The following is a 15,134-nucleotide window of genomic DNA, read 5'->3' on the forward strand; positions in this document are numbered from 1 at the left end:
CTTCGATTCACAGTTAACAAACTAAAACTAAATCCCTATTTCTACCTGAAAACGAACGTACCAATTATTTTTAGAAGTTCCGTTATAAGAAGTCAGCGTGTCATAATTGATTTCGCTTTGTAATTTAAAGGTATGTTGCCAAAAATACTTGGTAACACCTAAGCTCAACTCTTTTGTATTTGGAGTCAATAATTTAATGTCATCCCCCACCTTTTGAGTAGAATACCTTCCTATAATTTCATAATTAGTCGGAAAACAATAACTCAATTGGTAATCGAAACCATGCCCTACAAATACATATCGTTTTTGGGTCAAATCATTTGGATTGAAGGTAATCGCATTTTCTGGAGTCGATCTTGACATATAACTACTCATAGCTGCCCATCCGTTGTACTTGAACATCATATCAAGCAAAATGGAGTTCATTGTTCTTTTTTCATACAAATCACTACCTAATTGTCCTTGTGTTCTTTGCGCATTCTTATTGTGCTGATAGGCTCCTGATAAAAGCAATTTTGGTTTCTTTTCTCTTAAAATATCGCCTTCAAAAGTAGTTCCATCTTTGGAAAACGACCCAAAAGGAAACAATTCTACTTTACCGGTAAATGCCACGCCTTGATCTACTTTATTGGTTACATTTCTACCTTCTCCTGTACTAATGGCTCCTTTAAAATTATAAGAAAACTTATTTTCATACTCATGAATGTTATGAATCTGAAACCCAAAATCACGATCTAATGTAAACTTAGCATTATTGATCGTTCTATCTGTTAATTGCAAAGCTCCTGATGAGTTAACACGTTGTCTATTGCCAGGTAATTTAGTTTGACCAAAACCAAAGTTCCAGTTCTTATTAGGTCTATAAATTAAAACTGCATCTCTAATGACATTCAAATTTTCACCTTCTACAATTTCCCCAACATCACCAGGCGCAAACGACAATTGAATAGCATACAAAATCTTCGGAGAACCCACATAACCGTCTAATCGCAAACGCAATCTTTTAATTTGCGCATCATATCCACTTACACCGTCCTCATTATCCATATAACTGATGCGGTTTTGCATTCTAAATCTAATATTTAACTGATACAAACTATCGGGCGAAGTCATACCAATTCCTTTTCCGAAACTATAATAAGGAAGTGTTGATAACTTTAAATCATTATCTCCTTTTGGTTTCTTTGGAGTTTCTTGACTAAAAGCACTAATACATGTGAACAAAATAAAAAACGAAAAAAATGATTTCAATGGATTTTTTTTAAATAAATAAACAACCGTTTCTAGATTCAGCGCGCAAAGATACCTTTTAAAATTAAAAAAACACCTTCAACATTTGAGACATTTAGCTCAGCAAATCATACACCTGATTGGCAATCTCTACTTCCTCGTTGGTTGGAACCACCAATATTTTTGTTTTAGAACTTGGCGTATTAATTTCTCTGATTTCTTTAGAGCGAATACTGTTTTTCTCTAGATCCAATTCAAAACCAAAATAATCCATATCAGCACACACTAATCGACGAATATAATCTGAATTCTCTCCAATTCCAGCTGTAAAAACAATAGCGTCCAAACCATTTAAGACAGCGGCATACGAACCAATGAATTTTTTAATTCGGTACGCGTTCATTGCCAGTGCCAACTGACAATCTTTGTTGCCTGCCTCTGCATTACTTTCTATATCTCTTAAATCGCTGTAGCCTGTCAAACCTAGCATTCCACTTTGTTTTTGCAACAACGAATACACTTCATCTGAAGAATAACCCAATGATTTTATCAAATAGAAAATTATCGAAGGATCCACATCACCGCTACGAGTTCCCATAATCAATCCGTTCATCGGTCCAAAACCAAGCGTGTGGTCTATACTTTTTCCGTCTTTTATAGCCGTCATACTGCATCCATTTCCTAAATGAATGGTAACTATTTTATCTGCTTTATGGTTAGCTGTTTGCGTTAAATACTGAATGGCTTTTTCAGAAACATACTTGTGGCTGGTACCGTGAAATCCGTAAGCACGAATTTTATGTTCTGACAATAAATAATTCGGAATAGGATATTTATAAGCCTCAACTGGCATTGTTTGATGGAAAGCTGTATCAAAAACCGCCACTTGTTTGGCCGATTCAAAAATTTGTTCTGCCACAATAATCCCTTCTAAATTCGCGGGATTGTGTAAAGGAGCCAACTCAAAAAGTTGTCGGATTTCCTCTTTTACTTCGTTCGTAATTACTACTGTATTCGAAAAAGAACTTCCTCCGTGCACCACTCTGTGTCCTACTGCTTTAATTTCTGAAGTAGACTGAATCACCCCAACTTTTTCATCCATCAACAACTGCGCAATTTTTTGCAAACCCACTTTATGATTGGCAATTGGTAATGACTCCACAATTTTATTCGTCGCTGTGGTGTAGGTCAAATTAGAAGTATCCAACCCAATTCGGTCAATCATTCCACTACAAATTACCTTTTGTTCTGGCATTTCAATCAATTGATACTTTATTGATGAACTTCCTGAATTTATAATTACAATTTTCATATATATACAATTTTACTATTTTGTTTGGCTTACCACCAAGCCCATTTATTTCATTTTTTGAAGCGGCAAAAATACGCTTTCTTGTGGTCAAAGTCCCGTCATCCATTACAATCTTTTGCCCCGAAAAAAATCGGGGCAAAAGGATTTTCATTCCTACCGGGGCTAAAAGGCAACAACTTACCTTTTGGTATCATTTACAATCCTTGTGCTTGTATAGCTGTAATTACCACCGTATTTATGATATCATCTACCGTACAACCTCTACTCAAATCGTTAACTGGTTTGTTTAATCCTTGCAACATTGGACCAATCGCTAAGGCGCCAGTTTCTCTTTGAACAGCTTTATAGGTGTTATTTCCTGTATTCAAATCTGGGAAAATCAATACACTGGCTTGTCCAGCAACTTGCGAATCTGGCATTTTACTTTTACCCACACTCATATCTACCGCAGCGTCGTACTGAATAGGTCCTTCAATTTTAATATCAGGACGTTTGGCTTTTACAATTTCGGTAGCCGCTCTTACTTTCTCCACTTCATCCCCTTTACCAGATGTTCCTGAAGAATACGACAACATCGCTACTTTAGGATCTATTCCAAATGCCAAACTCGAATCCGCCGATGAAATAGCGATTTCTGCCAATTGTTCTGCGGTAGGATTCGGATTAATCGCGCAATCCCCAAAAACAGAAACTCTATCTTCTAAACACATAAAAAACACAGACGAAACCACAGATGAATTAGGTTTGGTTTTGATAAACTGAAGCGCTGGCAAAATAGTGTGTTGGGTGGTATGCGCCGCTCCCGAAACCATTCCGTCAGCGTGTCCTTTGTACACCATCATCGTACCAAAATAAGACACATCTTCCATTAAATCCCTAGCCATTGTAATAGAAACATTTTTTGCTTTTCGCAGTTCATAATACGTGTTTACATAATCCTCATAATGTTCGGATTCCGTTGGATTAATGATAGCTACTTTATCAAAATCAAAGTCCAAACCAAGTTCTGCTACTTTGCTCTCTACTTGTTTTCGGTTACCAATGATAGAAATATCAACCACATCCATAAGTTGCAAACGCGAAGCCGCAATTAAAATTCGGTCATCATTACCTTCAGGCAACACTATATGTTTACGGTGTTTTTTGGCACGTTTTACCAAATTGTATTGGAACATCTTTGGTGTAATACCATCTGATTCAAAAGAGGTAAACTTCTCTGCCAAAGCATCTATATCTACATATTTTTCGAAAGTAGCAATCGAGGTTTCAATCTTCTGTGTATTGTTGGCATAAATCTTAGACTTAATCGCACCTATTTGATTCGAAATATTATACGTTCCGCCTTCCACAGTAAGAATTGGAACCACAGTTGACAAACCTTCAATCAATTTCAAAATACTTTCCTCTGGCATAATATTTCCCGTCAAAACAATTCCAGAAACAGAAGGATAATTAGCCGACTCATTGGCTTGTAACGCACCCAAAATAATATCGGCACGGTCACCAGGCGTAATGATCAAACCATTTTCTTTAAGGTGCAACAAATAATTAGGCAATTGCATAGCCCCAATACTGTAGCTTCCTGTTTGGTTGTTCAAATATTCGTGACCAAACAACACTTTGGCACCAATCTCATTTACAATTTCTTGGACCGTAGGATTGTTCAAACTCGAAATCAACGGAATCGTATTGATTAAAACCGAACTTGGTAGGTTCTTTTTCAAATCATTGGTTACCAATTCTATATTTTCGGGTTGCACTTTATTGGCAATGACTGAAATTACTTCAACGTCTTTTACTTTGAATGTATCATAAGCCAAATACAAACTATCAACCAATTCCTCAAGTGTTTTTCCAATACCTGAGCCAATGATGATGGTTGGAATACCTAAGTTTTTTGCAATAAGAACATTAATCCCTAATTCTATAGCGGTACCTTCTCCAATAAAACTGGTGCCTTCTACCAAGACAAAATCAAACTTCTCCTCTAGTCGCTTGAATTTTTCAATAATCACATCCAGTACTTCACCAATCTTTCCTTTGTTCTTTTTCTTGATTAATTTACTCTTGGTAAAAGCATAAGCATCCTCGAATTTCATATCCAAACCAAAATGAGAAATCACAGTCTCAATATGATTGTCAAACTGTCCTTCTTCAAAATCCTCAATAATTGGTCTAAAGTACCCCACACGAGCTGTCTTACCAATTAACAACTGCATTAATCCTAAACTGATAATCGATTTACCACAGTTTTGTTCGCTAGTGGCGATGTATATTGCTTTATTCATTGTAACTAATTTTAATCATTTTTTCCTATTGTAAAATCCTCTATAAACACTAAAACCAACGCCTCTTTTTAAAATACACAATCATAGCAATTCCTATGACCAACATCAGTAATAGTATATAAAAATAACCGTTTTGAAAACGTAGTTCTGGCATATTGTCAAAGTTCATCCCATAAATCCCCACGATAAAAGTGAGTGGAATAAAAATAGCCGACACTATTGTTAACGTTTTCATGATTTCATTCATCTTGTGTGATTGCGTGGTAAAAAAGAAATTAGAAGCACTTTCTAATAAACTCATATCCGAATCAATTTGTTCCAAAAGTTCTAATGTTTTTTGGTACAAACGAGCAAAAAACACAAAACTATCGGGTTGCATTACATTAAAAGTGTTATCGTCTTTTATGCTTTTTATATCGTACAACGAATCGCGAAGCGGAATAATAGCACGTTTTAAAAAATTGAAATTATCCCTATGTTTTTCTATTCTCTGCAAAATTACTGGGTCAGAGCTAGTTTTAGATAAATTCATGATCTCTTCCAAACGGTCTTCTTCATTTTCAATGGTGATGTAAAAATTTTCCATTACAGCATCAAGTAAGGTGTACAAAAGATAATCTGCCTTTTTGGTTCTTAAAATAACTGAGTTCTGACGAATACGTTCTCTAATGTGAGTAAAAAAATCAGATCGTTTTTCTTGAAAAGAAATCAGGATTCCATCTTTTAACAAAAAACTAATTTGCTCCACACTTATATTATCTGAATGCTCGGTTGGCAAAATCGATTTAATGTTAAAAAATAAACAATCATGTGTTTCTTCTAACTTTGTTCTACGTGACGTATTCAACACATCAGACAACACATAATTATCAATTGAAAAATGAGAACCTATAGCTTTGATCAATTCAAGATTGTTTAAACCATGAACGTTCAACCAATTATTCTTAGTACTATCTATTAGCGTATTCAAGTCTTTGAATTCAAAATCAACATGTTCAGAGAAGTCAACTACATCATAAACAAAGAGTTGCATTTCCGACTCTTTGTTTTTATGGATTCCCGTATATTCTAATCCATTGGGTTGCACCTTTCTTCCTTTGCGGTATTTTATTTTCCTCATGAAATGAATTTATCTAGTAATATTACGAAAAATAAATCAATATTTAACTGAATTCAAGGCATTTGACTCCATCAATCATAGAACTCTCTGAAATAGCAACAGTTATATTTTTGACAAAAATAAAGCAAAAAAAGAGTTTAGTTTATGAGAAAAATCAGGTTTTTTTATAAATTTATAGTAGCCGTCAACAATTGTTAATATTTAAATTTTAACTTACAAAACTGCTCTTTTTTTGTTTTTTTTTAATAGGTTTGGAGTTAAAAATCTATTTCATTATAGAGTTTTCAAAAAAATAGTATCAATCTATTACCACTAAAAAATTCAAATCAACATGTCAAAAACCAAATTGCTACTACTTAGTACTGCACTTCTTTTTTGCTGTACCGAAGTAAGCTTTGCGCAAAGCAAAAAAAAGAAGGATGCAGATAAAGAAGCTCCAAAAGTAGAACAAAAGGCTCCTGAAAAAAAAGGACCAAAACCGTACAACAAGGTAGTCGATTCTACCGCAGTTACTCAAAAAGGACTTTTCAATATTCATAAAACAACCGACAATAAGTTTCTATTCGAAATCAACGATTCACTTATTGGAAAAGAGATCATGACGATCACTCGTTATTCTAAAACTCCAGCTGGCGGAGGTGTTTTTGGAGGTGAAGAAGTAAATCGTCAAGTCATCAAATGGGAAAAAGGATTGAACAACAACCTTTTGTTACGCTCTATCACTCATGTAATAACTTCTCCAGATGAGGACAAACCTATAGCACAAGCGGTAAAAAATTCATCTGCAGATCCTATCATTGGAAACTATGAAATTTTAGCGTTCAAAAAAGATGGAAAAGAAACCACAGGCTATGTAATCGACATGACTCCAACTTTCGAGTCCGATTTACAAACTTTTTCTTTGGATCCGATAAAAAAACAATTGCTTAACATCCAAGGATTTCAAAAAGACCGCTCTTTCATTCAAAAAATGAGCAGTTATCCAATAAATGTTGAAATCAAAACCGTAAAAACGTACGCTACAACAGCGCCACAGTTATCGTTGAATCCAACACCTAGAATTGGAACCAATTTACCTGCCGGTTTAGATGCAGGTGTAGTAACCATCGAGTTGAATACTTCGATGTTGCTATTACCAAAAGTACCTATGCGCAAAAGAACTTTCGATGCTCGTGTAGGTTTCTTTGCCAACCAAATTGATGTTTTTGAAGAAGAGTCTCAAAAATCAGATACTGAAATTTTTGCCGTTCGTTGGAAATTAGAACCAAAAAACGCAGACGACGCTGCCAAACAAAAAAGAGGTGAATTGATTGAGCCGAAAAAACCAATTGTGTATTACATCGATCCTGCTACTCCAATCAAATGGAGAAAATTTATCAAACAAGGAATTGACGACTGGCAAGTAGCTTTTGAAAATGCGGGTTGGAAAAATGCTATTCGTGGCGAATATTGGCCAGAGAATGACCCTACGATGAGTTTAGAAGATGCACGTTTTTCAGTATTGCGTTATTTTGCTGCCGATATTCAAAATGCTTATGGACCAAACGTTCATGACCCAAGATCTGGTGAAATCTTAGAAAGCCATATTGGATGGTACCACAACATTATGAGTTTGTTGAGAAACTGGTATTTAATTCAAACTGCGGCGGTTGACCCAGCGGCAAGAAAAAAACAATTTGATGACAACCTAATGGGTGAATTGATTCGTTTCGTTTCTTCTCACGAAGTGGGACATACTTTAGGTTTACGTCACAATATGGGAGCAAGTACAGCTACTCCGGTAGAAAAACTTAGAGATCCAGCTTTCCAAGAAAAGAACGGCCATACTTCTTCTATTATGGATTACGCTCGTTTCAATTACGTAGCACAGCCAGAAGACGGCGTAAAACACTTATTCCCAAGAATTGGTGATTATGACAAATGGGCCATCAAATGGGGGTACTCTTATTTTGCTGACGCCAAAGATGAAAAAGCAGAAAAAGCCATCTTGAACGAGATGACTAAAGAAGCCTATAAAAACCGTCGCTTGTGGTTTGGAACAGAATCTAGCCCTTATGATCCAAGATATCAAACAGAAGATATTGGAGACAATGCCATGAAAGCCTCTGATTACGGAATCAAAAACTTAAAACGCATTTTGCCAAACTTGATCGTTTGGAGTGCTGAAAAAGGAGAAAGTTATGCTGAATTAGAAGAAATGTACAATGCTTTGACTGGACAGTTCAGACGCTACATGGGACACGTGACTAAAAACGTTGGAGGTATTTATGACACGCCAAAAACCTATGACATGTCTGGTAATCAATTTGAAGTAGTTCCAAAAAGCATTCAAAAAGAAGCAGTTACTTTCTTGAATACCCAATTATTTGCTACACCAAAATGGTTAATGGATCCGAACGTTTTATCCAAAATCAATCCTGAAAGTGGTGTGGAAGCTATCAAAGCGATGCAAGACGGAACCCTTTCTAACTTATTGGCTGGAGAAAGAATGGTGCGTTTGATGGAAACATCAGCTATTGACGCACAGAATTATTCAGTAGATGAATTAATGACCGACTTGAAAAAAGGTATCTTCTCAGAATTAGCAGGTGGAGCCAAAATAGACATTTATCGCAGAAACATTCAAAAATTATATGTGGATAAAGTAATTGCTATGCTAAAACCAGGTAATGCAGTAGTACGTTCTAACAGTGTTGGTGCGGCTTACGGTATGAATTCAAGAACCGTAAATTTAGCGCAAACCGATTTGCCTTCAATCGCTAGAGGACAATTGGTAGGATTGAAAAACGAAATAAAAGTGGCTGCAGCAAGAATGGATCGTTTGAGTAAATTCCACTTATTGGATTTAGTAGCACGAATCGATACTGCTTTGAATCCAAAATCATAACCTAACATTTAGTTAAATAGCAAAAAAGGTCTCGTTAGTAGCGAGACCTTTTTTTATGTTCTTCTCAGGTGATTTATTTCAATCTAATTCCTAAATAAAATCTCTTGAATTCGTGGTAATTATCACCAAAACACAACCATAAAGTTCAAGAATAAGCCGTTTACCTTGCCTTTTTCTGTAGAATCAAAAGCATACCATTTACATTCAAACTTGAGTCTACTGCACAAAAAAACCGAGCCATTCCTGACTCGGTTTCTATTCGTAAAAAATAAAGTTATACTTATTACATAGCAAGGTTTAATCACTAATCCTTTTGTGATTTAACTGCTAAACTATAAATCACTAAGCCAAAACCTATTTTATTAATTGCATCGGCTATGTTATAGGCTACATCGATATTTCCAGAAGGAATTACACCATTATACCAACCCGTAGTTCCCATCATGTACCCTAATGGATAAATTGCCCATCCTACCAATACAAACCAACACAATATTTTGTGGGCTTTTTGTATTTCACCACCTGCGGCAGCAGCCAATTTGGACGCCTCGCCTAACCAAATTTCATAAACTATTGCAAAATAAGCTACACCCGAAATGAAGCCCCATAATGCAGCGTTATCACTAAATACTACTTCTCCAAAATAGCCTGTAATCAACATTATTAAAGAATAAATAATCATTTTCCATAACAATGATGTTTTGGCACCAGCCACTTTTAAAATTAAATAAAATTCAACACACATTAATGGCACAGTTAGAACCCAGTCTACATAACGAAAGAAAGTAGGAGACTCACCAAATGATGCCCAATAATCCCTCATATAGAAATAATGAACAGCAGCAATAAAAGTAATTAGCCCTGAAACCAATACTGAGGTACGCCATTTTTTATCAAACTGACTTAATGATAAAAAGAAAAAAGCTGAAGCAGCCATCATAGCCATACAGCCCACGAAAAAAGTAAAACCAACATAATCTGTAGGGGATAATTTCCCCATTAATCCTGAAATGAACATAAATGTTTTCATAAATAGTGATTTTAAATTATTATTTTTTTGTTTAATCAAATATAAAAAACATTAAACAATAAAAATGCATTTTATTTAATTATTTTTGATTATTTTTAAATAATTAAAAAAATTTATGAAAAAATATACCAATTTTGCAATAGTCGCCAGTTTTTTCGGATTTTGGATGGATTCCTTTTTGGACAAAAATTTTCAGGTATTATTGGGATTCCTACTCATTTTTTCATTTGGAATTTTACATGGAGCTAATGATTTGGTCATAATGAAAAAAAGTACTCTAATAAAACATCCCAATTCAATACTAAAGTCGATAGGCTCTTATTTAATGGTAGTATTGATAGGAATACTAGTATTCTTTTTTTTTCCACAAATAGCGTTATTCCTTTTTATAATAGTAAGTGCTTACCATTTTGGAGAACAGCAATGGCAAATCTTACAGAACTATTTTTCAAAATGGCTTGTATACGTATTTCAATTGTTATATGGGCTTATACTTTTATTGCTACTGTTTACTATTCACTCAAAAGAAGTAGAAAAAATAATTTTGAACATTACAAATAGCATCATTCCAGGTCATAATTTCAAGACACTACTCTATTTCTTCGGAATAGTTTTCATTTGCCTTACAAGTTATTTTTATTGGAAAACAAAAAGAATTAGAAAAAAAATACACTTAGAAATATTTCATTTACTAATTTTTGCCATCATTTTTAAATCATCAAGTCTAATTTGGGGGTTTGCGATTTATTTCATCCTTTGGCACAGCATCCCATCTATCATAGATCAAGTTAAATACATAGAGGGAAATTTTTCTATAAAACATTTTATAACCTACTGCAAATCGGCATGGATATACTGGTTCATTTCTATAATAGGAATGATAATTCTTTATTCTATTTTTAAAGATAAACATTTATTCAATGCTTTGTTTTTCTCTTTTCTAGCGGCAATAACTTTTCCACATGTAATAGTTATAACCCATATGTTTATTAAAAAGAATACACAAAAAAACCGAGCCATTTCTGACTCGGTTGGTATTAGTAAAAAGTAGGTTACTTATCCGTTATTACTTTGTACGTTAGATTGGTAAAAACACCTTCCGTTACATTTACCATTTCAGGAGTTACAATTTCCGTTTGCAAGATACCTATTTTCTCATTTTGAAAACTAAATGTACCAGAGATTGTTTTTTTATCGGTATCTATAGCTGTAATAGTTAATTGCCCACTAACTGGAGAATGCTCGGTAAAAGTACTATTCCCTATTAGATATGTATTTAAAAATAACGCATCATCATTATCAAACGAATAAGTACGTACAGGCATTCCTTTGGCAGTTATCTGGCTTGAAAAGGCTAACGATAGCATTTGTTTACCATCTTGAGCACTGATGTCAAATCGCTGCTCACCACTAGAGGTTACTTGTATCAAAGAAACATTAATAATCTTTGATCCTTTCCAAGGCGTTCCATTAATCGTTGCCGTTATAGTTCCCGATGTATTATCTTCTGAAGTTTCATCATTACTACAGCCTACAAAAAACAAGGTCATAATGACCAAACCCATTCCAATATATTTTCTCATTTTTAATAAATTTATTTTAACAAATAAAAGGTTATTATTTTGAAATAACAAACTGAATTATAGAAAATAACCTACTAATATATAAAAATGAAACAAAAAAAACCGAGCCATTTCTAGCTCGGTTTCAATCTTAATACTTAGTACAAAGTACTTAATACTTATTTAACCTCTTCGAATTCAACGTCTTCAACATTGTCTCCTTGTGCTTGAGCTTGTGGCTCAGCAGCAGCTTGACCTTGTTCCCCTTGAGCGTACATCGCTTCAGTTGCTTTTTTCCAAGCAGCATTGATGTTGTCCAAAGCCGTTTGAATAGCTGGAATGTCTTGAGATTGGTGAGCCATTCTCAATTCAGTTAAAGCGTACTCTACAGCCACTTTGTTATCGTCAGATAATTTATCACCAAGCTCTTTCAATTGAGATTCTGTTTGGAAAATCATACTGTCAGCTTCGTTCAATTTCTCTGCTCTTTCTTTTGCAATTCTATCAGCGTCAGCATTTGCTTCAGCATCTTTTTTCATTTTCTCGATTTCTTCAGCAGTTAATCCAGAAGAAGCCTCGATACGAATATCGTGAGATTTACCAGTTCCTTTGTCAGTAGCCGATACTTTGATGATACCGTTAGCATCAATGTCAAAAGTAACTTCAATTTGAGGAACACCTCTTGGTGCTGGTGGAATTCCGTCTAAGTGGAAACGACCAATAGTTTTGTTATCCGCAGCCATTGCTCTAGCTCCTTGCAATACGTGGATTTCAACAGATGGTTGAGAATCGGCAGCAGTAGAGAAAACTTGAGATTTTTTAGTTGGGATAGTAGTGTTAGCTTCGATCAAAGTAGTCATTACACCACCCATAGTTTCGATACCTAAAGATAAAGGAGTAACGTCAAGTAACAATACATCTTTTACATCTCCAGACAATACACCACCTTGGATAGCAGCTCCAATAGCTACAACCTCATCAGGGTTAACTCCTTTAGATGCTTTTTTACCGAAGAATTTCTCAACTTCTTCAACAATTTTTGGCATACGAGTAGAACCACCTACTAAGATAACTTCGTCAATGTCAGAAGTAGACAAACCTGCATCTTTCAATGCTTGTGCTACTGGAGCCATAGAACGTTTTACTAAAGTATCCGCTAATTGCTCAAATTTAGAACGAGATAATTTTTTCACTAAGTGTTTTGGTCCTGAAGCTGTAGCCGTAACGTATGGCAAGTTGATTTCGGTTTCTGCAGAAGAAGACAATTCAATTTTTGCTTTCTCAGCAGCTTCTTTGATACGTTGTAATGACATTGGGTCTAAACGCAAATCAATACCTTCTTCAGATTTGAATTCGTCTGCCAACCAGTCAATGATTACTTGGTCAAAATCGTCACCACCTAAGTGAGTATCACCATTTGTAGACAATACTTCGAAAACTCCGTCTCCTAATTCAAGTACAGAGATATCAAAAGTACCTCCACCTAAATCGTAAACAGCAATTTTTTGATCTGTTCCTTTTTTATCCAATCCGTAAGCCAAAGCCGCAGCAGTTGGTTCGTTGATGATACGCATAACTTTCAAACCAGCGATTTCACCAGCCTCTTTTGTAGCCTGACGTTGTGCATCGTTAAAGTAAGCAGGAACAGTAATAACTGCTTCAGTTACTGTTTGACCTAAATAGTCTTCAGCAGTTTTTTTCATTTTTTGAAGTGTCATAGCTGACAATTCTTGAGCAGTGTACAAACGACCGTCAATATCCACACGTGGCGTATTGTTGTCACCTTTTACAACTGTGTAAGGAACTCTTTTTGCCTCTTCTTGAGTTTCAGCAAAAGTGTGTCCCATAAAACGTTTGATAGAAGCAATAGTCTTAGTTGGATTAGTTACTGCTTGTCTTTTTGCAGGATCACCCACTTTAATTTCTCCACCTTCTACAAAAGCGATGATAGATGGCGTTGTTCTTTTTCCCTCTGCGTTAGGAATAACAACTGCTTCATTACCTTCCATTACAGAAACACAAGAGTTAGTCGTACCTAAATCAATTCCGATTATTTTACCCATTTTTATTATATTTAATTTTTATTGTATACTCGTTTTAACAACTCGAAGTCGGTAAGTCAAGGACTGTGCCAAGCCAATGTCAGTCAATAAATTGTCAGTTTGCCCCAAAAATGGCGGAAAAAAATATGACAAGATGACATTTTCAATTACAAAAAGCAAAAAGCAAAAATCAAAAATCTCAAATCCTAAATCAAAAATCCTAAATAAAAAATCCTAAATAAAAAATCCCAAAATATCCCCCTAAACACAGTCGAAGGGTAAATCCCACCATTACACTATTTTTTAGGAGCTTACTCCTGCTGTCCGCTATATCTGTGGCTCTGAACCCCAGAGCCACAGGATGCCGCTCCCATCAGGGCTAAAAACGTTATGCGAAGAAATTCCAATTTTTGCAGTCATAACTCCCCTCTTGAAATTGAAGATTCAACGACTCCAAAACAATTAATATATGGAGTTATAGGGGTTGGGTGTGTGTGTGTGTGTTTTAATCCCAACCTTCAAAAACAAACTAAAAACAATTATTCAGCAACAAGTTTTGTAATGAAAATTGTATATATTTGAAAAAGACAATAAAACGAGATAAAACTGCGATTATCTACCCAATTTTGAGGGTATAGTCGCTATTGTATAGCGTTTATACACTAGTTAGGCGACATTTTTAAACTGCATCTAATCAAAATCCATGTACGACAGAACCCAAGAAATTCTCGATGCTTTTTTAAAATTCGAAGAGAGATATTCAGAAACTCGAAAGATTGTAAATGCAAAGTTCATAGAAAATGAACCTGAACTTCATCACATTTTCAGAAAAACACTAGACGGATTCTTAATACTTGTAATGGAAAATCTTTTTGGAAAATATGATGATGCCTCTGAAAAACTAATTTACCAACTAAATTTGACGGTTTCTTATATTCGCACTCATTTTGTAATAAACAAACTAATCGAAGATGGGGATTTAATAGAAGCATACACTCTTATTAGAAAACAATTTGAAAAGTATACAAGACTTGAAGAACTTGACAATAAACCTATTCAAAAACTTCGTGGAAAGACACCAAACGTGATAAATCTATTTGGAGAAGCTGGGAAAGAAATATATCCGGAACTTTCAGAAGTGGCTCATTTTGGGCATCCTCGAGTTAGTGAATTTCTGTCCGCTGAAGCTAAAGATGGAAAAAAAGGACCGAGTATATTTCCAACATATAAAGAATCTGCAATTATTTGTTACGATAGGAGTGCTTATGTTACTCTATTTTTTAGTGCTTGGCTTATAGATTTTGTCCAAGAAAACAATCCAAAATATGACAGAAAGAAAGATGTTGAAACGTTTCTAATGTTAGAAAAAATGGCATTAGATTGTAATGTTATAAGAGTTAAGAAATAAAACGTCGCCTAACAGCGGTTTCGCGCTATTGCTAGTTTTTCTTGAATTGAACTTCTTTCTTCACGAAAATATTTTATCTTAGCAGAAAGTACGCAGTTCGCTGGCATAGCAACAGTCGCGAAGCCGCAGAACGTGTGTGACTTGAACAACAACGTAGTTGTTGATGCTTTAAAACAGATGATAGTAGGTCTATCAGTGACGACTTTCAGGAGTAGTTACTAAACCACTTTGTGCTGCATTATTAGGAAACTGTAA

General features: G+C 35.0%; 10 protein-coding genes. 3 read left to right on the forward strand and 7 right to left on the reverse strand.

Going from position 1 to position 15,134, the window contains the following annotated elements; genetic code table 11:
- Positions 1-27 precede the first annotated feature (27 nt).
- The 4 genes from WFZ86_RS18760 to corA form a co-directional block, all read right to left on the reverse strand.
- Positions 28-1,251 (reverse strand): porin, encoded by a 1,224-nt coding sequence (locus tag WFZ86_RS18760; protein ID WP_342693362.1) that lies wholly within the window; start codon positions 1,249-1,251, stop codon positions 28-30.
- Positions 1,252-1,345: 94 nt separating this feature from the next.
- On the reverse strand, positions 1,346-2,542 hold the full coding sequence (locus tag WFZ86_RS18765; RefSeq protein ID WP_342693363.1) for an acetate/propionate family kinase: 1,197 nt from the start codon (positions 2,540-2,542) through the stop codon (positions 1,346-1,348).
- Positions 2,543-2,736: 194 nt separating this feature from the next.
- The gene (gene pta / locus WFZ86_RS18770) at positions 2,737-4,830 is read right to left on the reverse strand and encodes a phosphate acetyltransferase (protein WP_342693364.1); all 2,094 of its coding nucleotides are present in this window, start codon (positions 4,828-4,830) and stop codon (positions 2,737-2,739) included.
- A 49-nt stretch (positions 4,831-4,879) separates the two neighbouring features.
- Complete coding sequence (gene corA / locus WFZ86_RS18775) at positions 4,880-5,950, reverse strand: magnesium/cobalt transporter CorA (protein WP_342693365.1); 1,071 nt, start codon at positions 5,948-5,950, stop codon at positions 4,880-4,882.
- Between the two features lie 331 nt (positions 5,951-6,281).
- On the opposite strand from corA, the gene WFZ86_RS18780 reads away from it, so the two are divergent.
- Complete coding sequence (locus WFZ86_RS18780; protein ID WP_342693366.1) at positions 6,282-8,837, forward strand: zinc-dependent metalloprotease; 2,556 nt, start codon at positions 6,282-6,284, stop codon at positions 8,835-8,837.
- A gap of 304 nt (positions 8,838-9,141) precedes the next feature.
- Here WFZ86_RS18780 and WFZ86_RS18785 read toward each other — a convergent pair whose 3' ends face one another.
- Complete coding sequence (locus WFZ86_RS18785; protein ID WP_342693367.1) at positions 9,142-9,867, reverse strand: bacteriorhodopsin-like; 726 nt, start codon at positions 9,865-9,867, stop codon at positions 9,142-9,144.
- A gap of 166 nt (positions 9,868-10,033) precedes the next feature.
- Here WFZ86_RS18785 and WFZ86_RS18790 point away from each other — a divergent pair, with 166 nt between their 5' ends.
- Complete coding sequence (locus WFZ86_RS18790) at positions 10,034-10,918, forward strand: Brp/Blh family beta-carotene 15,15'-dioxygenase (protein WP_342693371.1); 885 nt, start codon at positions 10,034-10,036, stop codon at positions 10,916-10,918.
- Between the two features lies 1 nt (position 10,919).
- Here the strand turns inward: WFZ86_RS18790 and WFZ86_RS18795 are convergent, their stop codons facing one another.
- A complete protein-coding gene (locus tag WFZ86_RS18795; protein WP_342693368.1) occupies positions 10,920-11,450 on the reverse strand; it encodes a DUF6252 domain-containing protein in 531 nt (176 codons plus the stop codon).
- Positions 11,451-11,608: 158 nt separating this feature from the next.
- A complete protein-coding gene (dnaK, locus tag WFZ86_RS18800) occupies positions 11,609-13,492 on the reverse strand; it encodes a molecular chaperone DnaK (RefSeq protein ID WP_342693369.1) in 1,884 nt (627 codons plus the stop codon).
- Between the two features lie 682 nt (positions 13,493-14,174).
- On the opposite strand from dnaK, the gene WFZ86_RS18805 reads away from it, so the two are divergent.
- On the forward strand, positions 14,175-14,879 hold the full coding sequence (locus WFZ86_RS18805; RefSeq protein WP_342693370.1) for a hypothetical protein: 705 nt from the start codon (positions 14,175-14,177) through the stop codon (positions 14,877-14,879).
- Positions 14,880-15,134 lie beyond the last annotated feature (255 nt).

The organism is Flavobacterium polysaccharolyticum (assembly GCF_038739875.1).
Lineage (GTDB): Bacteria > Bacteroidota > Bacteroidia > Flavobacteriales > Flavobacteriaceae > Flavobacterium > Flavobacterium polysaccharolyticum.